The following is a 19,750-nucleotide window of genomic DNA, read 5'->3' as shown; positions in this document are numbered from 1 at the left end:
CCGCCGCGGGCAGGTCAGTTCGCGAAGGCGTCCATGACCTGCTCGTACTCCTGGCACCACCAGGTCAGCTGCTCGGCCGCGGCCGGGAACAGCGGGTCGGCGCGGTGGTCGCGGCGCTGGTAGCGCCACTGCAGCATCCACAGGTCGTTCAGCCGTTCCCACCAGACCCGGTGGACGGCGCGGGCGACCTGTTCGGCGTCCGCGGCGCCGGTGGCGCGGTAGGCGCGGGCCCAGTGGCGGACCCGGGGCAGGTCGAGGACGCCGGTGGTGCGGTCGTTGAACAGCAGGGTGGCGGCCCGGACGGCCTCCTCGGCGACCGGGTGCGGGGCGAGCTTGTCCCAGTCCAGGACGGCGCTGACGGCGCCGTCGCGGTGCAGCAGGTTCAGGCCGTGGAAGTCGCCGTGGGTCCAGCCGGTGGGCGGGGCGTCGGCGGGGCCGGGGCGGCGGTGGCGGTGGGCGGCGAGCAGGTCCAGGCGCTGGGCGAGGTGCTCCTCGACGTGCCGGTCGAAGGCGTCGTAGGGGCGGTGGGCGCGGGCCAGGGCGCGGAGTTCGGCGACGATCAGCGCGGTCTCCGCGGCGTCGGCGCTGAGCACCCCGGCGGGCTGCCGCAGCGGGGCGCAGACCTCGGCCAGTGCGCCGTGCAGGGTGCCGAGCAGGGTGCCGAGCCCGCCGCACCGGGCGGGGTCGAGCTCGGTGCCGTGCCGGTGGTTTCCGGCCACCCACGGGTAGAGCGCGAACAGCCGTCCGCCGTGCGCGGTGACGGTGCGGCCGTCCCGGTCGGCGAGCGGGGCGGGCACCGGGAGGCCGCGGGCGGCCAGCGCGGCGGTGGCGCGGTGCTGGGCGGTGATCGCGGGCCGGTGGGCGGTGGCCGGGTCGACGTAGCACTTGAGGAAGTAGTCGCCGTCCCCGGTGGTGACCCGGTAGCCCCGGTTGAGCAGGCCCTCCGCGACCGGGACGACCACCGTGGGCGGTGGCGTGCGGTAGGCGCGCAGGACCCCGGCCACGGCGGCGTGCGCGACCGGGGGGCTGAGGGTTCCGACGGGGGGAGCGGTGGCGTCCGGGCGGGCCGGCGCGAGGGAGAGGGTCTGTCCGTCCGTCACGCACCGAGCGTATTACTCGGCGTGATGGCTGCTTGACACAGCGTGTGCGAATCTGCTCTCAGTGGTGCTGGTCGGCCTGGCGGCGGGCCACGTAGGCGGCGGCCTGGGTGCGGCGCTCCATGCCCATCTTGGCGAGCATGCTGCTGACGTAGTTCTTCACCGTCTTCTCGGCCAGGTGCAGCTCGTTGCCGATCTGCCGGTTGGTCATCCCCTCGCCGATCAGGTCGAGGATCCGGCGCTCCTGCTTCGTCAACTGCGCGGTCCGCTCGTCCTCCTTCTCGCCGCCGTCGCGCAGCCGGGCCAGCACCCGGCTGGTGGCCACCGGGTCGAGCAGGGATTTGCCGGCCGCGACATCGCGCACCGCGGAGAGCAGGTCGGTTCCGCGGATCGCTTTCAGGACATATCCGGAGGCCCCCGCCATGATCGAGTCGAAGAGCGCCTCGTCGTCGGAGAAGGAGGTGAGCATCAGGCATTTCACCGAGGGGTCCTGGGAACGGATCTCGCGGCACACCTCGACGCCGTTGCCGTCGGGCAACCGGACGTCGAGCACGGCCACGTCCGGGTGGACCGCGGGGATGCGGTTGAGCGCCTCGGCGGCCGTCCCGGCCTCGCCCACCACCTCGATGTCGCCCTCCATGGAGAGCAGGTCGTGCACGCCGCGCCGGACCACTTCGTGATCATCAAGGAGAAACACCCTGATATGTCCGTTATCAGTCATTTGCAAAGCGTCGCACAAATCGATGCCGGTTACCCCCTTTCGCAGCGGCCCGTGCCCGGATACCGTGCGCTGGTGTCCTGACCGGAACGGGTAAGCCGCGTCACACCGCCGGTTTCCCTACGGGAGAACAACTAGGACGTCCTAGCGCAAAGGCGCCGAGGGGCGTCGCTGGGTAACGTTCTCGTGAGGGACGCCGTCGGAAAGGGAACACCGCCCGCCCGCACTGGTGCGCACACCCAAGCGCGCCGGCCGGAAGGGCGATCCGGACCGGCCACCGGCGACCCCGGGCGGCCGGACAGACCGAGGAGTGAACGTGACCGTCAAAAGCACGTCGAGGGCGCGCAAGAAGGCCGCCCCCGGCGTCCCTGACCCCGCCCGGGCCGGCGTCGGCGCCGAGCCGGAGCTCGTCCAGCTGCTGACCCCCGAGGGCGACCGGGTCGAGCACCCGGAGTTCCCGCTGACCGTGACGCCCGAGGAGCTGCGCTCGCTCTACCGGGACCTCGTCCTGGTGCGGCGCTTCGACGCGGAGGCGACCTCGCTCCAGCGCCAGGGCGAACTCGGCCTGTGGGCCTCGCTGCTGGGGCAGGAGGCGGCCCAGGTCGGCTCCGGGCGCGCGATGCGCACCGGCGACCACGCCTTCCCCACCTACCGCGAGCACGGCGTGGCCTGGTGCCGCGACGTCGACCCGCTGAACCTGCTCGGCATGTTCCGCGGCGTGAACAACGGCGGCTGGGACCCGAACGAGAAGAACTTCCACCTCTACACCATCGTGATCGGCGCGCAGACCCTGCACGCCACCGGCTACGCGATGGGCATCACCAAGGACGGCGCGGACGACGCGGTGATCGCCTACTTCGGCGACGGCGCCTCCAGCCAGGGCGACGTCAACGAGGCCTTCACCTTCGCCTCGGTCTACAACTCGCCGGTGGTGTTCTTCTGCCAGAACAACCAGTGGGCGATCTCCGAGCCCACCACCCTGCAGACCCGCATCCCGCTGTACCGCCGCGCCTCCGGCTTCGGCTTCCCCGGCGTCCGGGTCGACGGCAACGACGTGCTCGCCGTCCTCGCGGTCACCCGCTGGGCGCTCGACCACGCCCGCACCGGCCAGGGCCCGGTCCTGGTCGAGGCGTTCACCTACCGGATGGGCGCGCACACCACCTCCGACGACCCGACCCGCTACCGGCAGACCGAGGAGACCGAGGCCTGGAAGGCCAAGGACCCGATCCTCCGGCTGAAGGCCCACCTGGAGAAGGAGGGCCTCGCCGACGAGGCGTTCTTCGCCGGGGTCGAGGCCGAGAGCGAGAAGCTGGGCCTGCGCGTGCGGGAGGGCGTCCGCTCGATGCCCGACCCGGACCCGACCCTGATCTTCGAGCACGCCTACAGCGAGCCGCACCCGCTGGTCGACGAGGAACGCGCCGAGTACGAGGCGTACGCCGCCTCCTTCGAGGGTGGGGAGCACCACTGATGGCAGGCCAGCTCAGCATCGCCAAGGCGCTCAACGAGGCGCTGCGCAAGTCGCTGGAGAGCGACCCGAAGACCGTCCTGATGGGCGAGGACATCGGGAAGCTCGGCGGCGTCTTCCGGATCACCGACGGCCTGCAGAAGGACTTCGGCGACGACCGGGTCATCGACACCCCGCTCGCCGAGTCCGGCATCGTCGGCACCGCGATCGGCCTCGCGCTGCGCGGCTACCGCCCGGTGGTGGAGATCCAGTTCGACGGCTTCGTCTACCCGGCCTTCGACCAGATCGTCTCCCAGCTCGCCAAGATGCACGCCCGGGCGCTCGGCCACGTCAAGATGCCGATCACCGTGCGCATCCCGTTCGGCGGCGGCATCGGCGCGGTCGAGCACCACAGCGAGTCGCACGAGGCGTACTTCGCGCACACCGCCGGCCTGCGGGTGGTCAGCCCGTCCAACCCGCACGACGCGCACTGGATGCTGCGCCAGGCCATCGAGTCGGACGACCCGGTGGTCTTCCTGGAGCCCAAGCGCCGCTACTGGGACAAGGGCGAGGTCGGCGAGGACCCGATGCTGCCGCTGCACTCGGCGCGCGTCGTCCGGCCCGGCACCGACGCCACGCTGATCGCGTACGGCCCGATGGTCAAGGTCTGCCAGGAGGCCGCCCAGGCCGCCGAGGAGGACGGCCGCCGACTGGAGGTGGTCGACCTGCGCTCGCTGTCGCCGGTCGACTTCGCCACCCTGGAGGAGTCCGTCAAGCGCACCGGCCGCGGCATCGTCGTGCACGAGGCCCCGGTCTTCCTCGGCCTCGGCGCCGAGCTCGCCGCCCGGCTCACCGAACGCTGCTTCTACCACCTGGAGGCGCCGATCCTGCGGGTCGGCGGCTACCACGCCCCGTACCCGCCGTCGCGCGTCGAGGAGACCTACCTCCCCGACCTGGACCGGGTGCTCGACGCCGTCGACCGCGCGCTCGCGTTCTGATCCGGGGGACGAGATGACCACTGACGTTCACTCGCTCCGCGAGTTCAAGATGCCCGACGTGGGCGAGGGCCTCACCGAGGCCGAGATCCTCACCTGGTACGTGAAGCCCGGCGACACCGTCACCGACGGGCAGGTGGTCTGCGAGGTGGAGACCGCCAAGGCCGCCGTCGAGCTGCCGATCCCGTTCACCGGCGTGGTCGAGGCGCTGCACTTCCCGGCGGGCGCCACCGTCGACGTCGGCACGTCGATCATCGCGGTGGCCGTCGCGGGCGCCGCGCCCGCCGCCGCCGCGCCTGCCGCCGCACCCGCCGCCGCTGCGCCCGCCGGGGCGGAGCCGGAGCGGCGCGAGGTGCTGGTCGGCTACGGGCCGCGCACCGGCTCGGTGCAGCGCCGGGCCCGCCGCACCAACGGGGCGGCGGCCGCCGTCGCACCGGCTGCGGCCGTACCTGCCGCGCCGGCGGCTCCCGCAGCCCCGGCGGCTCCGGTAGCCCCGGCGGCTCCGGTCGTTCCGGCCGGGGCGGGGGAGCGCCCGCTGGCCAAGCCGCCGGTGCGCAAGCTCGCCAAGGACCTCGGGATCGACCTGCACGCCGTGGTGCCGACCGGCCCGAACGGCGTGATCACCCGCGAGGACGTGCACGCCGCGGCGAGCACCGCCGCCGGGGCGGTCGTCGAGCCGGTGGCGGCGCCCGCCGCGGAGCCGGTCGTCGAGGCGGCGCCCGCGCTGCCGGTGCCGAACGCGGCCGGGGACGTCCGGGTGCCGGTGAAGGGCGTGCGCAAGGCCACCGCGCAGGCGATGGTCGCCTCCGCGTTCACCGCGCCGCACGTCACCGAGTTCGTCCAGGTCGACGTGACCCGGACGATGAAGCTGGTGCGCAGGCTCAAGGAGAGCGGCGAACTCGGCGCCGGGGTGCGGGTCAGCCCGCTGCTGCTGGTCGCCAAGGCGCTGCTCACCGCCGTCAAGCGGCACCCGGAGATCAACGCCAGCTGGGACGAGGCGGCCCAGGAGATCGTCCTGCGGGGCGCGGTCAACCTCGGCATCGCCGCGGCCACCCCGCGCGGCCTGATCGTCCCGAACATCAAGGACGCGGGCTCCCGCACCCTCTCCCAGCTGGCGGTCGCCCTCGGCGAGCTGGTGGAGACCGCGCGGCAGGGGAGGACCTCGCCGGCGGACATGTCGGGCGGCAGCATCACCATCACCAACGTCGGCGTGTTCGGCGTCGACACCGGCACCCCGATCCTCAACCCCGGCGAGGCCGCCATCCTGGCCTTCGGCGCGGTCCGGGAGCTGCCCTGGGTGCACAAGGGCAAGGTGGTGCCCCGCCAGGTCACCACGCTGGCGCTCTCCTTCGACCACCGGCTGGTCGACGGCGAGCTGGGCTCCAAGGTGCTGGCGGACACCGCCGCGATCCTGGAGCACCCGAAGCGCCTGATCACCTGGGGCTGACGCCGCCCCGCCCGCAGGACCCCGCCGGGCCCCGCTCCGCAGCACGCCGGAGCGGGGCCCCGGTGCGCCCGGGGCCGGGCGCGGCGGCCGACGGGCTCAGGGCCGGGCGGAGCGCCAGCTGGCGCCGGCCAGGGCGTGGAAGCCCTCGGCGGCGGGGCGGCCGAGGCCGAGGGCGGTGCAGAGCAGGGCGGCGGTGGCGGGGCGCGGCCCGGCCACGCCGCGTTCGAGGTCGGACAGGGTGCGGATGCCGAGCCCGGCCCGGGCGGCCAGCTCCTCCTGGGTCAGCCGGGCGCCCTGCCGGTGCGCGCGCAGCGCCCGGCCGAACGTCTCGCGCGGGTCGTTCTCCCGTCGGGTCTCCACGGCCTCGTCCCCCCTGTCGTTCCCCCGTTCGGCAGCGTATCCCGTCCGGCCGGGAGCCGTTCGGCGTTCCAACTCGGGTGAGAGCATGCGGAATTGGGAGTTCTGGCGGTGGTCCGGCCGGGGCCGTCCGGGCGTGTCCGGCATTGGGCCGCCCGAGGGAGTTTCGCGCCGCCCCCGCCCGGGCCGGGCCCGCGATGGGTACGTGTGTGCGACCAAGCCGCCCGCGCAGCCAGGCCGGGCGGCCGTCGCAGCGAGGACCCCCGCGTATGCCGACTGGTGCTCCCGGCCCCGTGATGCGTTCTGCGGCCGCCCTGCTCCTGGTGGCCGCCGCCGTGCTGCCCGCCGTGGTGGAACTGGTCTCGCCCGCGCCCTCGACGGCGATAGGGCCGCCGCCCGGCCCGGACCGGGCGGTGCCGCCGGTCTCCCACCCCGACCTGCGGGCCCCCGGCGCGCCCTCGGTCGACCTGCGGCTGACCGGCGACGCGTCCAACCGGATCACCCTGGTGCTGCTCGGCGACGGCTACACCGCGGCCCAGCAGCAGCTGTTCCACGAGCAGGCGGACCGGGCCTGGCGGGCGCTGCTGGAGATCGAGCCGTTCCGCACCTACCAGGGGTTCTTCAACATACGGCGGGTGGACGTGGTCTCCCCCGTCCCCGGCATCGCGGAGACCGAGGGCGCCGGGAAGGCCACCGCCACCCCGCTCGGGATGCACTTCTGGTGCGAGGGCACCGCCCGCCTGCTGTGCGCGGACGAGCAGGCCACCGCCCGCTGGGCCGGGCAGGGCGAGGGGCCGCAGTACCTGATCGCGCTGGCCAACTCCACCGAGTACGGCGGCGCGGGCGGCACCGGCGTCACCACCCTGGCGGGCGGCAGCCCGGACGCCGGGCGGATCATCCAGCACGAGATCGGGCACACCGTCGGCACCCTCGGCGACGAGTACGACTCGGCGCCGGACGACCCGGACTACCCGAACCTGTCCGCGGTGGACGCCGAGGAGATGCTGCGCGGGAAGACCAAGTGGTGGCACTGGCTGGGCGCCGAGTCGCCGGACGGCGGCGGGGTGATCGGCGCGTACCGCAGCGCCAACGGCCTGTACCGGCCGACCGCCGACTCGGTGATGCGCACCCTGGGCAGCGCGTACAACCTGCCCTCCCGGGAGGCGATCATCGAGCAGCTGTACCGCCGGGTGACGCCGGCCGACGCCCCCGAGCCGGCCCCCGGGCAGGTCGACGGGCGGCCCCGGCTGCACGTGCGGCCGCTGGCGCTGACCGGCCCGCGGCAGCTGCGGATCAGCTGGACGCTGGACGGGAAGCCGGTGGAGCCGAGCAGCGCGGACGGCACCTGGCTGGACACCGGGTCGCTGGCGCTGGAGCCGGGCGGGAAGCACACCGTCGCGGCGACCGTCCAGGACACCACCGACTGGGTGCGCGACGAGGCGTTCCGCGAGCACTACATGACCCGGACGGTGAACTGGACGCTCACCGGTTGAAACCGGACGTTCCGCCGACCCCGACCGAAAGGTCAGGTCATGGGATGACTAGCCTGGTTCCACTATGAGCGTGGACCCCGCCCCCACCGCACCGTCCCTGTCCGCCCCCGCTCCCCGCCGCCCGGCCGACGCCCCCGCCGCCGTACCGCCCGCGGCCGTCTCCCACCCGCCGGGCGGCCGGGCCGCCTGGTTCGCCTGGGCGGTCGGCGTCAGCGTCTACGTCCTCGCCGTGGTGCACCGCACCAGCCTCGGCGTGGCCGGGATGGACGCCGCCGCCCGGTTCGGCATCGGCGCCTCGGCCCTGTCCACCTTCTCGATCCTGCAGGTCCTGGTGTACGCCGGGATGCAGGTCCCGGTGGGCCTGCTGGTCGACCGGATCGGCCCGCGCCGGGTGCTGATGCTGGGCGTGGCGCTGATGAGCGCCGGGCAGCTGGCGTTCGCCTTCTCCACCGCGTTCGCGCCCGCGCTGGCCTCCCGGGCGGTGCTCGGCTGCGGCGACGCGATGACCTTCATCAGCGTGCTGCGGGTCGCCGCCCGCTGGTTCCCGGCCGCCCGCAACCCGTTCGTCGCCCAGCTCACCGGCCTGGTCGGCACCGGCGGCAACCTGTTCACCACCGTGGTGCTCGCGCAGGCGCTGCACACCGCCGGGTGGAGCACCACCTTCGGCGCGATCGCGCTGGCGGGCGCGGTGGTCTTCGTCGCCGTGCTGGCCCTGCTCAAGGAGACCCCGCCCGGGGCGCCCGAGCCGGTCCGGCACGAGAGCCTGCGGCTGCCGGTCGGGCAGCAGATCCGGGCGGCCTGGTCCGAGCCCGGCACCCGGCTCGGCATGTGGGTGCACTTCACCACGGCCTTCCCGGCGTCCGCGTTCGGCCTGCTGTGGGGGATGCCCTACCTGGTCGAGGGGCAGGGGATGTCCCGGGCCGGGGCGGGCGGCCTGCTCAGCCTGCTGGTGCTCAGCGGGATGGTCTTCGGCCTGCTGTTCGGCCGGATGGTCTCCCGGACGGCCGCCTCCCGGCTGCCGATCACCTTCACCGTGCTCGCCGTCACCGCGCTCTGCTGGACCGCCGCCCTGGCCTGGCCGCACGGTCACCCGCCGCTGTGGCTGCTGGTGGTGCTGATGCTGGTGATGGGCAGCAACGGCCCGGCCTCGCTGATCGGCCTCGACTACGCCCGCGCGTACAACCCCGCCGAGCGGATGGGCACCGCCTCGGGGATCGCCAACATGGGCGGCTTCATCGGCTCGATGACCACCCTGCTCGGCGTCGGCGTCCTGCTGGACGCGCTCGCCGACCCGGGCAGCGACGGCTACGGCGCGCACGCCTACCAGCTGGCGTTCTGCTTCCAGCTGCTGCCGCTGCTGCTCGGGACGACGATGATCCTGCGGCTGCGCCGCAAGCTCGACCGGTAGGCCCTCAGGGGGTGACCGTCAGGTGGGCGAGCACCCGGGCGCCGAGCTCCTGGTCGCCGATCACGTTGACGATCGCGGTCTCCGGGCGGACCCGGCCGCAGCACAGCCGCACGAAGGTCTGCCAGTCCATCGACAGCCGCACCTCGGGGGCCAGCACCACCGAGTCGTCCACGGTGCCGCGGCCGTCCGGGCCGATCCGCACGGTGCGGTGGAACGGCAGCGCGCCCGCGACGTCGAAGGCCACCGTGGTGCCGATCGGGGCGCCCGCCTGCTTGGCGACCTGCTTGGGCAGCGACTCGATCAGCAGGTCCCGGGTGACCGCCGCGGCCGGGGAGTCCAGGTTGCCCGGCGCCTGGAGCGCGCGCCGCAGGTCCTGCTCGTGCACCCACACGTCGAAGGCCCGCAGCCGCAGCAGCGTCGCGTACGGAACGTCCCGGGCCAGCGGGCCGGCCGGCCAGCGCACCAGGTCCTCCGGCTCGTGCCGGGCGTTGCGCAGCGCCCGGGAGCGGCGGATCACCGTGTACTCCAGCTCGCTGGTCACCTCCACCGGCGTCCAGCAGCGGCGCTTGTCGACCGGCAGCTCCATGTACCGGGTGAACTCGTTCGTCACGTGCCGCAGGTCGCGCGGCAGGGCGTGGATCGGCCGCGGGTCGCCCAGCAGCTCCGACTCGACGCCGATGATGTGCGAGACCACGTCCCGCACCGACCAGCCGGGGCACTCGGTGGCCCGGTTCCACGCGTCGGTCGGCAGTGGGGCGAGCAGCTCGGATATCGACTCGATCGACTGCGTCCACGCGTCGGTGTACGCCTGCACGCTCTGCTTGTCCGTCACGGGTATCTCCGGCCCCTCCGTCGGCTTGCGTCGTCCCACGTCGCCCGGGCTGCCGAGACCTCGCACGGACGCGCATACGGCACGTTACGCTGCCGGGTGAGAGCAGGGCAGCGCTTTCGGGTGACGATCGTAGGACTCTTGCCGTGGACGGTGGTACTGTGCGCGCTTCATTGATCCAACTCGCCGTGTCGGACGCCGAGCCGGCCGCCGAGCGCCGGGCCAGGGCCGCGGCGCTGGCCCGCGCCCAGGACGGCGCCGACCTGGTGGTGCTGCCCGAGCTGTGGCCGGTCGGCGGCTTCGCCTACGACGCCTGGCCGACCGGCGCCGAACCGCTGGACGGCCCCACCGCCGAGGCGATGTCCGCCGCGGCGAAGGCCGTGGGCTGCTGGCTGCACGCCGGTTCGATCGTCGAACGGGACCCGGACGGCCCGATCTACAACACCTCGCTGCTGTTCGCCCCCGACGGCGAACTCGTCCGCACCTACCGCAAGATCCACCGCTTCGGCTTCGACAGCGGCGAGGCCGTCGCGATGGGCGCCGGGCAGGAGATCGTCACCGCGGACGCCCCCTTCGCCGTGCTGGGCCTGGCCACCTGCTACGACCTGCGCTTCCCCGAGCTGTTCCGGGCCCTGCTGGACGGCGGCGCCGAGCTGCTGGTCGTCCCGGCCGCCTGGCCCGCCCGGCGCGCCGAGCACTGGAACCTGCTGGCCCGGGCCCGGGCCGTCGAGGAGCAGGCCTTCGTGCTGGCCTGCAACACCGCGGGCACCCACGGCGGGGTCGAGCAGGCCGGGCGCAGCATCGTCGTCGACCCCTGGGGCCGGGTGCTGGCCGAGGCCGGGCCGGACGAGCAGGTGCTCACCGTCGACTTCGACCCCGCCGAGGTCGCGAAGTGCCGGGCCGACTTCCCGGTCCACCGGGACCGGCTGCTCGGCATCCCCGCCCCCGTGCAGCGCTGACCCGGCGGCATCCGGCGGCATCCGTAGGCAAGGGCACGGATTTTTCCGTGCCCTTGGTCCGGATTGACCATTCCGGGGTACTCTGTGCGCGTTTTGTGAGCCGGGTCCCGGCCGTACGAGGGTGCGGCGCGGAGAGGGGGCGGCCATGACCGCTGCGGGAGCGGGGGGCGGGCGCGCCCTGATCCGGCGCAACAGCCTGCGCGAGCAGATCGCCGACGCCCTGCGCGACGAGATGATGGCCGGGCGGCTCCCGGCGGGGCGCAACTTCACCGTCAAGGAGATCGCCGACATCTACGGCGTCTCCGCCACCCCCGCCCGCGAGGCCCTGGTCGACCTCGCCGCCCAGGGGCTGCTGGTCAGCGAACCGCACCGCGGCTTCACTGTCCCCGAGTTCACCTGGGACGACTTCCTGGAGATCTTCGAGGCCCGCACCCTGCTCACCGACAACGCGATGCGCCACCTGGCCGCCCGCGCCGGGCACCGCTACGACTGGTCCCGGCTGTCCTCGCTGCGCCGCCGCGCCGACGCCGCGGCCCGGGCCGCCCGGGCCGGGCAGCTCGACGTCCTGGTCGGCTGCGACCTGCGGTTCTGGCAGGAGGCCGCCGCGGTGCTGGGCAACGAGCGGATCGCCGACCACCTCGGCTGGCTGCGGATCCAGTCCTGGATGTTCGCCGCCCCGCACCTGCGGGCCGCGGGCGGCGACCTGGCCGGCGTCTGCTGGGACCGGCACGGCGAGCTCGTCGACCGGATCGAGGCCCGCGACCGGTACGGCGCGCACCGGGTCGTCAACGACTACAACCTGTTCACCGTCGAGTTCCTCGCCCGGCGGCTCGGCCAGTCGCTGGAGGGCGTCGCCGTGCTCCGGCTGCTGCGCGAGCCGGTCGGCCCGCCGCCCGCCGCGACGGTGGCGCAGCCGCCCCCGGCCGGCCCCCGGCCCGCGTCCGCCTCCGTCGGGCTCGGCCGGGTGCCGATGCCCCGCTTCGTGCCGCCCGGGCGCTTCGCCCGGCCGTTCCGGCCGGGCAGCGGCGAGCCCGCCACGGGCCGGTAGGGTTGGGGCCCGTTGCCCCGTCACCCGAGAGGATGAGCCGGCCCATGGCCTGCGACCTCTGGCTCGTCCCGCTCGTGGACGTGCTCTCCCACAGCCCCGAGAACCCGTTCCGCGAGGACCTCGACCGCTACGACGCGGTGCTCGCCCAGCACGGACTGCCGCCCGTCCCGGTCCACCCGTACGTGCCGGGCTTCTCCGGGGACGTCGAGGCGATAGCCGCGTTCGACTACGACTCGCTCCACTTCCTGCGCCGCGCCTACCTGTTGGGGCTCACCGGGTTCGAGGTGACACCGGTGGACGCGCTCGGCAGCGACTACGAGCAGCTGCTGGAGATGTTCGAGGCCACCGCCGAACAGTCGCACCTGGTCTGGCACTTCGACCACGCCGGGGCGTACCTGCCGGTCGACTTCCACCTCCCGCTGGTCGCCGACGAACTCCTGTCCGCGGGCGGGCCGTTGGGCTCCTCCTACGGGCTGCTGCGCGAACTCCAGGCGGTCGCACCGCTGTTGGGCATCGACCCGCTCGACCCCCCGCAGCCCACCCGCCCGCTCGGCCCCACCCAGCTGGAGCAGCCCTTCGGGCCCCCGATCGACGACTTCCACCCCTACGCGAGGGAGCGCCACGCCTGGGCCGGGCTCTACACGGCGGCGACCCGGAGCGTCACCCAGGGCTCGATGATCGTCTTCGCCTGACGCGGAACCGGGGGCGCGGGGAACACGTCAGCAAGATCGCGGGGCGGTGCAAGCCCTCGTCCCGTGTCGCGGTCCGGCTGTGCGTGCTCGGCCGGCCGCGCAGTTCCTCGCGCCCCCGACTCCGCCTCCCGGCTCCGGCCTAGCGCAGCGGGCCCTCCGGGGGGCGCTGGCGGGGCATGGTGGGCCGGGTGCCCGGCGGGGGCAGGACGCGGACCTGGGCGCCGGAGCCGCCCTCGTTGCGGCCGCCCCAGGCGCCGGGGGCCTGGGTGGGGAGCTGGCTCATGCCGGCCCGGAACTCCAGCATCCACTCGGAGGTCTCGGTGCGGACCATGTCGGAGACGTCCTCGCAGAAGCGGCGCAGCACGCCGAGGCAGCGCTCGGCGGCCTCGCCCGCGGTGCCCTCGGTGGGGCCGAGGACCTCGCGGACGCACTCGGAGGCCCAGTCGAACTGGAAGGCCTCCAGGCGGCGCTGCAGGGCCTGCGAGGTGGAGACGTCGCGCATCCAGCCGGAGGTGAGCCCGAAGGCGCGGTCGGCGAGCACCGAGGCGGCGGCGAGGGCGAGGCCGGTGTAGCCCCACTCCATGGCGTGCGGGAACTCGCGGGCGAGGGAGACCAGCGGGGCGGTGACGCCGCCGACGGTGAAGACCGCGGCGGAGAAGCGCAGCAGGCGGGCCCAGCGGCGCTTCCAGACCCGGTCCCGGCGGTACCAGTCGATCGCCTCGACGGCCCGCTCCTCCGACCAGCGGTAGAGCTCCTCCAGGCGCTCGGCGGGCTCGCCCCAGTCGCCGAGCGGGAACTGACGCGCGCTCAGGTCGGCGCGGCGGCGGGTCGGGGTCCGGCCGCCGACACCCGGGACGGACTGGTCGTCGTCGGCGACCTCTTTGCCCCAGGGGCTCTCCTCGGGCTGCATTTCCGGCTGGCTCACCTGTGGCGCTCCCTGTGGCGGGGTGACTGCGGAGGCCCGGCGGGCACCGGGACTGAACGGTACGGGGGCCGGCCGTCCGGGGGGACGGGCGGTCGGCCTCGTGGATCTGGCGGTTCGTGGCACGGCGGTGCGGACCCGTGGCGCCGAGCGCGGGTCGCAGCCGCCCACGGTGCCGTGCCCGGCGGTGCGGCCGGGTCCTGGTCCAACAGCACTTCTTACCGCCAAATGGCTGACCGTGGGGGCGCTTCCGCAGTGATCGTTATGTGATTTCACCTCCGGAAGCCGAGGTGGGAGGGTTGCGGCGGCTGGCCGGATTTCACCCGTCCGAGCGAGGGCGGGCCGGGTCGTCGGCGTGACGGCACGGCTGTTCGGGGAAGTTCCTGTGTCTTCCTACGAACCCGGGAGGGGGGACGGCCGCCGGGTTCGGAGCTTCCGCCGGAGCCGCCGACGGCGCGGAACCGGCCACCGACTAGGCTTGGCAGGCGTGAAGGTCCTCGTCATCGGAACCGGCGCCCGCGAACACGCCCTGTGCCGCTCACTGTCCCAAGATCCCTCCGTCGGCGAGCTGCACTGCGCCCCGGGCAACGCCGGGATCGCGCGGGTCGCCACCCTGCACCCGGTCGACCAGCTGGACGGCGCCGCGGTCACCGCGCTCGCCCGACAGCTGGGCGCCGACCTGGTGGTGATCGGCCCGGAGGCCCCGCTGGTGGCCGGCGTGGCCGAGCCGCTGCGGGCGGCCGGCATCCCGGTGTTCGGCCCCGGCAAGGAGGCCGCCCAGCTGGAGGGCTCCAAGGCGTTCGCCAAGGACGTGATGGCCGCGGCCGGCGTCCCGACCGCCCGCTCCTACGTCTGCACCACCGAGCAGGAGGCCGCCGCGGCGCTCGACGCGTTCGGCGCCCCGTACGTGGTGAAGGACGACGGCCTGGCCGCCGGCAAGGGCGTCGTGGTGACCGGGGACCGGGCCGCCGCGCTGGAGCACGCCGTGGCGTGCGGCCGGGTGGTCATCGAGGAGTACCTGGACGGCCCGGAGGTGTCGCTGTTCGCGATCACCGACGGCACCACCGTGCTCCCGCTCGTCCCGGCGCAGGACTTCAAGCGCGCGCTGGACGGCGACCAGGGCCCCAACACCGGCGGCATGGGCGCGTACTCGCCGCTGCCCTGGGCCCCCGAGGGCCTGGTCGCGGAGGTGCTGGAGAGCGTCCTGCAGCCGACCGTGGACGAGCTGCGCCACCGCGGCACCCCGTTCTCCGGCCTGCTGTACGCGGGCCTGGCGCTGACCTCGCGCGGCACCCGGGTGATCGAGTTCAACGCCCGCTTCGGCGACCCGGAGACCCAGGTCGTGCTGGCCCGGCTGCGCACCCCGCTGGCCGGGGTGCTGCTGGCCGCCGCGAACGGCACGCTGGGCGGGCTGGAGCCGCTGCGCTGGTCCGACGAGGCCGCGGTCACCGTGGTGATGGCCTCCGAGGGCTACCCGGCGGACCCGCGCACCGGCGACCCGATCGCGGGCCTGGACGCGGCGGAGGCCGACGGCACCGCCTTCGTGCTGCACGCGGGCACCAGGCCCGGCCCGGACGGCGAGGTGCTGACCGCGGGCGGCCGGGTGCTGTCCGTCACCGCCGTCGGCGCGGACCTCGCCGAGGCCCGGGCCAAGGCCTACGCGGGCGTCGCGGAGATCTCCTTCAAGGGCGCCCAGCACCGCACCGACATCGCGGCCAAGGCCGCGCAGTAGGCGCGGCGGCAGCCCACTAGCAGACCGCTCCCGCGGGGCGCTGTGCCCGGACCGACCCGTCCGGACGCAGCGCCCCGCGGCGTTTCCCGAGGTCGCGCCGGTCAGCTCGGCGCCCGGAAAACCAACCCTTCGGGTGATGACCCGGGCATCCTGCTGACGGGGCGCGAGCGCGGGCCTTAGGGTGCGCTGCATCGCGCCGGGACGGGGGCCCGGGTGCGGACGCGGCTCGTCGACCCGGCGCGCCGGGGGGATGCTGGGAGCGGTGGCGCACCCCGCCGCGGTGTCACCAGGACGGGTGGAATCGCCGGAGTTCCGGAACACCCGCCCGCACCGGGGCGTCGAGACTGGCAGGAGAGCGCCACGCGAGTCGTACCACCGGGTTCGGCATCCGCCGCTTCCCGTACCGGAATTGATCGAGTCGAGTCGGCTGCGAAGGGGGTGCCGCGGCGATGACTGCAGTGGACACCGCACGCGCACGGGCCCAGGCCGTCCTGCGTCTGCGCGGACGGGCCGTGGCCGCCGCCGCGCTGCCCGCCGCCTGCGCGGCGGTGCTGCTGGCCGGGCGGTTCACCGGGCACATAGGCGCCCCCGGGGCGCCGGACGCCCCGCTCTGGGACGGCATCCGCTGGGCGGTCTGCGCGGTCGCCGCGCTGACCCTGGCACTGGCCGCCCTGGTGGCCCGGGCGCACCGCCTGGCGGTGCCGCCGGTCACCCCGGCGGTGGCGCTGGCCCGCACCGAGGCCCCCGAGCTGTACCGGCTGATCGAGGAGCTCGCCGAGCGCCTCGACGTCCCGGCGCCCGCCGCGATCGCGCTCACGCCCGACTGCGACAGCTGGCTGGAGGAACCGCACCGGCGCGGCCGCCCCGGCCCGGCCGCGCCGGTGCTGGTGATCGGCTCCCCCTTCCTGTGGTGGATGCGGGCCGGGGAGCTGCGCGCCCTGCTCGCCCCCGTGGTGGCCGGCACCGCCGCGGCCGCCGACCCGGACATCGCCGCCGCCCGCCGCTGGGTGCGCACCCTGGACGCCTCGCTGGCCGAGCGCCGCCGCGGCCCCGCCGCCCTGGTCGGCCTGGTCGACCGGCGGCTGCTGGGCGCCTGCCGCGAGTACTCCGCCGAACTGGAGCACGCCGTCGCCGCCCGGGCCTCCGAGCAGGCCAGGGCCGTCGACTACGGGCCGCGGATCGCCGCCCAGGCCCAGGTCGGCCTGGCCTACGCGGGCTGGGACCGCCTGCTCACCCGGGTCGCGCTGCCCGCCTGGCGGCTCGGCCTGCACCCCGCGCACCTGAACGCGGGCGTGGTCTCCGCGCTCACCGAGCTCTCCCGCCGCGACCGGCTCGCCGACGGCTACGAGAACCGGCTCGGCGACCGCCCCGCCTGCGACCTGCTGGAGGAGCCCGGCCTGGTCGACACCCGGGTCTCCCGGCTGGCCGCCGAGCTGCTGCACGAGGAACCGGCCGCCGGCTGGCAGCCGCTCGACTGGGAGGACTACCCGCAGCAGGTCGTCGACCGCGGCTGGCGCGCCCAGGCCGCCGCCCTGCAGGCCGCGCTGGGCGACGAGCACCCGCACACCGGCCCGGCCCTGGACAAGCTGCTGGCCCGGCTGGCCGCGGGCGAGGCCGAGGAGCTGGCCGCCGCGCTGGCCGGCCGGGTGGCGCGCGCCGCCGAGGTCGCGCCCCCGCTGCCCCCCGTGCGCAGCGGCCGTGACCTGCTGGTCGAGCACCTGGTCGCCACCGTCTGCTGCGCCGCGGTGGACGCCGGGACGGCCACCGCGGGCCTGGACTGGCTGGACGGCCCGGTGCTGCTCTGCCCGGCCGCGCCCCGGGCCGAACTGGCCCCCGCGGTGGCGATGGCGGTCGAGGACGGGCAGGACGGCCCGCTGCGCGGCTGGCTGGAGCGGGCCGGTGTCCGGGTCGAGCGTCCGGTGCGCCTTTCGGGCTGAACCGGGACGGTTTCGGACTGTCCCGGGAAACCCGGTTTCATTCGTACCAATTGCTACGGTGGGGTGACGCTTCGTCGTCCAACTGTGGTGTGCTGGTCCGCACGCACATCCGCATGGCAAATGCCAACCCTCGGTGGATGGGCGAAGGGTGGGGAGGGGCGTGTGAGGACGGAGTCCAACCGCCGGTGGGAGTCCGGCACGTTGGCGCACGGGGTGTCCGACCCGTTCGGGCAGGGCCCGCTGCCCTGGCTGCGCAGCCCCGACCACTACCTGGCCGACGCCGAGGGCGTGGTCCCCTGGTACGTGAGCGTGGACGCCCCCGGCCAGCGGCCGCTCGACGGCCAGTCCCGGCCGCGCCCCGCGGTCAGCGGCCCGCGCAACGCGGACGACGTGCGCCGGCAGATCAAGGGCTTCGCCTCGGCGGGCCTGGCGCGCCCCGGCGGCTCGGTGGACTTCCGGGTGACGGTCAACCCGCCGCAGGAGTTCCAGGTCGACGTCTACCGGATCGGCCACGACGGCGGCGACGGCGCCCGGCAGGTGTACTCCAGCCCGCTGATCTCCGGCCTGGCCCAGCCCGCGCCGATGGTCGCCGACCGCACCGTCTCCTGCCACCACTGGTGGCAGTCCTGGCGGCTGCAGGTGCCCGCGGACTGGCGCTCCGGCGCGTACGTCGCCGTGCTGACCACCGCCGACGGCGGCCACCGCAGCCACATCCCGTTCACCGTGCGGGACTTCGGCCCGGCCGACCTGCTGCTGGTGCTGCCCGACGTGACCTGGCAGGCGTACAACCTGTTCCCCGAGGACGGGCACCACGGCGCCAGCCTGTACCACGCCTGGGACGGCGCCGGGCAGCTGGTCGGGGAGGGCGAGGCGGCCGTCACGGTCTCCTTCGACCGGCCGCACGCCGGGGCCGGGCTGCCGCTGCACGTCGGGCACGCCTACGACTTCATCCGCTGGGCCGAGCGCTACGGCTACGACCTGGGCTACGCCACCGCGACCGACCTGCACGCCGGGCTGGTGGACGCCTCCCGCTACAAGGCGCTGGTCTTCCCCGGGCACGACGAGTACTGGTCGGAGCCGATGCGGCGGGCCGCCGAACGGGCCCGGGACGGCGGCACCTCGCTGGTGTTCCTCTCCGCGAACAGCCTGTACTGGCGGGTCGAGCTGTCCGCGGGCCCCGACGGCGAGCCGTCCCGGCTGCTGAACTGCCGCAAGCGCCAGCGGGTCGCCGCCGACCACCCCGCCGCCGGGGTGCCGGGCGCCGCCTCCGCGCTGTGGCGGGACGCCGGGGAGCCCGAGCAGCACCTGCTGGGCATCCAGTACGCGGGCAGCGTGCCCGCGCCGGTGCCGCTGGTGGCCCGCAACACCGGGCACTGGCTGTGGCAGGGCACCGGCCTGGCCGAGGGCGAGGAACTGCCCGGCCTGGTCGCCGGGGAGGCCGACCGCTACTACCCGAAGGTCCAACTGCCCGCGCACACCGAGCGGGTGCTGCTCGCGCACTCCCCATACCGGGACGCGGCCGGGCGGACCACCCACCAGGAGACCTCGCTGTACCGGGCCCCCAGCGGCGCGTACGTGTTCGCCGCCGGGACGTTCGCCTGGTCGCCCGCGCTGGACCGGCCCGGGCACACCGACGAGCGGATCCAGCGCGCCACCGCCAACCTGCTGGACCACCTCTGCAAGGAGGGGCGCACCGGCGGCTGAGCGGGCGGGCGTGAAAGACTCGGCCGCAGAGCCCCCCAGCTGTGAGGACTGACTGAGCGTGAGCGGATTCGTCACCAAGCCCGAGCCGGTCCAGGTGCCCGGCCTGGTCCACCTGCACACCGGCAAGGTGCGCGACCTGTACCGGGACGCCGACGGGAACCTGGTGATGGTGGCCAGCGACCGCACGTCCGCGTACGACTGGGTGCTGCCCAACGAGATCCCCGACAAGGGCCGCGTCCTGACCCAGCTCTCGCTGTGGTGGTTCGAGCGGATCGCCGACATCGTCCCCAACCACGTCGTCTCCACCGAGCTGCCCGCGGGCGCCCCCGCCGACTGGGCCGGGCGCACCCTGGTCTGCCGCAGCCTCGACATGGTGCCGGTGGAGTGCGTGGCCCGCGGCTACCTGGCCGGCTCCGGCCTGGAGGAGTACCGGGTCTCCCGCACCGTGTGCGGCGTCGCGCTGCCCGAGGGCCTGGACAACGGCTCCGAACTGCCCGGCCCGATCTACACCCCGGCGCTCAAGGCCGAGGTCGGCGAGCACGACGAGAACGTCCCCTACGAGGAGACCGCCCGCCGGGTCGGCGCCGAACTCGCCGCCACCCTGCGGCAGACCACCATCGCGGTGTACTCCCGGGCCCGGGACATCGCCCGCGACCGCGGCCTGATCCTCGCCGACACCAAGTTCGAGTTCGGCCTGCTGGACGGCGAACTGGTCATCGGCGACGAGGTGCTCACCCCCGACTCCTCGCGCTTCTGGCCCGCCGACGCGTGGGAGCCCGGCCGCGACCAGCCGTCCTTCGATAAGCAGATCATCCGCGACTGGCTGACCTCGCCCGCCTCCGGCTGGGACCGCAAGAGCGAGAACCCGCCGCCGCGCCTGCCCGACGAGGTCGTCGCGCACACCCGGCAGCGCTACATCGACGCGTACGAGAAGCTCACCGGCCTCCCCTGGAAGTGAGCCCCCCGGG

Annotated in this window: 17 protein-coding genes; 12 read left to right on the top strand and 5 right to left on the bottom strand. The window is 74.8% G+C overall.

The annotated features are described in order from the left end of the window. Nucleotides 1-14 precede the first annotated feature (14 nt). Both OO57_RS01840 and OO57_RS01835 read right to left on the bottom strand, forming a co-directional pair. On the bottom strand, nucleotides 15-1,100 hold the full coding sequence (locus OO57_RS01840; RefSeq protein WP_033250412.1) for a phosphotransferase enzyme family protein: 1,086 nt from the start codon (nucleotides 1,098-1,100) through the stop codon (nucleotides 15-17). Between the two features lie 58 nt (nucleotides 1,101-1,158). After that, entirely contained in the window at nucleotides 1,159-1,818 is a 660-nt protein-coding gene (locus tag OO57_RS01835; protein ID WP_033250411.1) for a response regulator, read from the bottom strand. Between the two features lie 313 nt (nucleotides 1,819-2,131). Between OO57_RS01835 and pdhA the strand changes: the two genes are divergently transcribed. Genes pdhA through OO57_RS01820 form a run of 3 tightly spaced genes read left to right on the top strand, consistent with a single transcriptional unit; the run spans nucleotide 2,132 to nucleotide 5,701 of the window. Further along, nucleotides 2,132-3,283: a pyruvate dehydrogenase (acetyl-transferring) E1 component subunit alpha gene (gene pdhA / locus OO57_RS01830; protein ID WP_033250410.1), complete on the top strand. Its 1,152-nt coding sequence runs from the start codon at nucleotides 2,132-2,134 to the stop codon at nucleotides 3,281-3,283. Next, nucleotides 3,283-4,257: an alpha-ketoacid dehydrogenase subunit beta gene (locus OO57_RS01825; RefSeq protein ID WP_033250409.1), complete on the top strand. Its 975-nt coding sequence runs from the start codon at nucleotides 3,283-3,285 to the stop codon at nucleotides 4,255-4,257. Before pdhA ends, OO57_RS01825 begins: the two co-directional genes overlap by 1 nt. Before the next feature lie 13 nt (nucleotides 4,258-4,270). Then, nucleotides 4,271-5,701 carry a dihydrolipoamide acetyltransferase family protein gene (locus OO57_RS01820; protein WP_033250408.1) on the top strand — a complete coding sequence of 477 codons (1,431 nt, stop codon included), beginning with the start codon at nucleotides 4,271-4,273 and terminating at the stop codon, nucleotides 5,699-5,701. A gap of 96 nt (nucleotides 5,702-5,797) precedes the next feature. Here OO57_RS01820 and OO57_RS01815 read toward each other — a convergent pair whose 3' ends face one another. Next, nucleotides 5,798-6,061, bottom strand: coding sequence for a helix-turn-helix domain-containing protein (locus OO57_RS01815; protein WP_033250407.1), 264 nt, complete (start codon nucleotides 6,059-6,061; stop codon nucleotides 5,798-5,800). A gap of 293 nt (nucleotides 6,062-6,354) precedes the next feature. Here OO57_RS01815 and OO57_RS01810 point away from each other — a divergent pair, with 293 nt between their 5' ends. Then, nucleotides 6,355-7,551, top strand: coding sequence for a M64 family metallopeptidase (locus OO57_RS01810; protein WP_033250466.1), 1,197 nt, complete (start codon nucleotides 6,355-6,357; stop codon nucleotides 7,549-7,551). Between the two features lie 64 nt (nucleotides 7,552-7,615). After that, entirely contained in the window at nucleotides 7,616-8,959 is a 1,344-nt protein-coding gene (locus tag OO57_RS01805) for an MFS transporter (protein ID WP_033250406.1), read from the top strand. A gap of 4 nt (nucleotides 8,960-8,963) precedes the next feature. Here OO57_RS01805 and OO57_RS01800 read toward each other — a convergent pair whose 3' ends face one another. Continuing rightward, on the bottom strand, nucleotides 8,964-9,791 hold the full coding sequence (locus OO57_RS01800) for a maleylpyruvate isomerase family mycothiol-dependent enzyme (RefSeq protein ID WP_033250405.1): 828 nt from the start codon (nucleotides 9,789-9,791) through the stop codon (nucleotides 8,964-8,966). Between the two features lie 158 nt (nucleotides 9,792-9,949). Here OO57_RS01800 and OO57_RS01795 point away from each other — a divergent pair, with 158 nt between their 5' ends. The 3 genes from OO57_RS01795 to OO57_RS01785 all read left to right on the top strand — a co-directional run bounded on the left by OO57_RS01795 (nucleotide 9,950) and on the right by OO57_RS01785 (nucleotide 12,487). Then, nucleotides 9,950-10,747, top strand: a complete 798-nt coding sequence (locus OO57_RS01795; protein ID WP_033250404.1) for a carbon-nitrogen family hydrolase — start codon at nucleotides 9,950-9,952, stop codon at nucleotides 10,745-10,747. Nucleotides 10,748-10,892: 145 nt separating this feature from the next. After that, nucleotides 10,893-11,795: a GntR family transcriptional regulator gene (locus OO57_RS01790; protein WP_063737474.1), complete on the top strand. Its 903-nt coding sequence runs from the start codon at nucleotides 10,893-10,895 to the stop codon at nucleotides 11,793-11,795. 44 nt (nucleotides 11,796-11,839) lie between these two features. Then, nucleotides 11,840-12,487: a hypothetical protein gene (locus tag OO57_RS01785; RefSeq protein WP_033250403.1), complete on the top strand. Its 648-nt coding sequence runs from the start codon at nucleotides 11,840-11,842 to the stop codon at nucleotides 12,485-12,487. Between the two features lie 139 nt (nucleotides 12,488-12,626). Here the strand turns inward: OO57_RS01785 and OO57_RS01780 are convergent, their stop codons facing one another. Next, entirely contained in the window at nucleotides 12,627-13,412 is a 786-nt protein-coding gene (locus OO57_RS01780) for an SLATT domain-containing protein (protein ID WP_033250402.1), read from the bottom strand. A gap of 484 nt (nucleotides 13,413-13,896) precedes the next feature. Between OO57_RS01780 and purD the strand changes: the two genes are divergently transcribed. The 4 genes from purD to OO57_RS01760 all read left to right on the top strand — a co-directional run bounded on the left by purD (nucleotide 13,897) and on the right by OO57_RS01760 (nucleotide 19,740). Beyond that, nucleotides 13,897-15,141 carry a phosphoribosylamine--glycine ligase gene (gene purD, locus OO57_RS01775; protein ID WP_033250401.1) on the top strand — a complete coding sequence of 415 codons (1,245 nt, stop codon included), beginning with the start codon at nucleotides 13,897-13,899 and terminating at the stop codon, nucleotides 15,139-15,141. A gap of 449 nt (nucleotides 15,142-15,590) precedes the next feature. Beyond that, entirely contained in the window at nucleotides 15,591-17,078 is a 1,488-nt protein-coding gene (locus OO57_RS01770) for a hypothetical protein (RefSeq protein WP_033250400.1), read from the top strand. Between the two features lie 162 nt (nucleotides 17,079-17,240). Further along, entirely contained in the window at nucleotides 17,241-18,782 is a 1,542-nt protein-coding gene (locus OO57_RS01765; RefSeq protein WP_033250399.1) for a N,N-dimethylformamidase beta subunit family domain-containing protein, read from the top strand. A 58-nt stretch (nucleotides 18,783-18,840) separates the two neighbouring features. Next, nucleotides 18,841-19,740: a phosphoribosylaminoimidazolesuccinocarboxamide synthase gene (locus OO57_RS01760; protein WP_033250398.1), complete on the top strand. Its 900-nt coding sequence runs from the start codon at nucleotides 18,841-18,843 to the stop codon at nucleotides 19,738-19,740. The last annotated feature ends 10 nt before the right edge of the window (nucleotides 19,741-19,750 follow it).

The organism is Kitasatospora phosalacinea, from assembly GCF_000717185.1.
GTDB lineage: Bacteria > Actinomycetota > Actinomycetes > Streptomycetales > Streptomycetaceae > Kitasatospora > Kitasatospora phosalacinea_A.
Note: the sequence above shows the minus strand (reverse complement) of the source record. Positions and strands in the feature narration are given on the sequence as shown.

What these genes read in the sequence shown, in the direction of transcription:
- OO57_RS01785 (WP_033250403.1), top strand. Translation starts at nt 11,840, where the DNA reads ATGGCCTGCGACCTCTGGCTCGTCCCGCTCGTGGACGTGCTCTCCCAC.
- OO57_RS01790 (WP_063737474.1), top strand. Translation starts at nt 10,893, where the DNA reads ATGACCGCTGCGGGAGCGGGGGGCGGGCGCGCCCTGATCCGGCGCAAC.
- OO57_RS01810 (WP_033250466.1), top strand. Translation starts at nt 6,355, where the DNA reads ATGCGTTCTGCGGCCGCCCTGCTCCTGGTGGCCGCCGCCGTGCTGCCC.
- OO57_RS01825 (WP_033250409.1), top strand. Translation starts at nt 3,283, where the DNA reads ATGGCAGGCCAGCTCAGCATCGCCAAGGCGCTCAACGAGGCGCTGCGC.
- OO57_RS01805 (WP_033250406.1), top strand. Translation starts at nt 7,616, where the DNA reads ATGAGCGTGGACCCCGCCCCCACCGCACCGTCCCTGTCCGCCCCCGCT.
- OO57_RS01820 (WP_033250408.1), top strand. Translation starts at nt 4,271, where the DNA reads ATGACCACTGACGTTCACTCGCTCCGCGAGTTCAAGATGCCCGACGTG.
- OO57_RS01835 (WP_033250411.1), bottom strand. Translation starts at nt 1,818, where the DNA reads ATGACTGATAACGGACATATCAGGGTGTTTCTCCTTGATGATCACGAA.
- OO57_RS01770 (WP_033250400.1), top strand. Translation starts at nt 15,591, where the DNA reads ATGACTGCAGTGGACACCGCACGCGCACGGGCCCAGGCCGTCCTGCGT.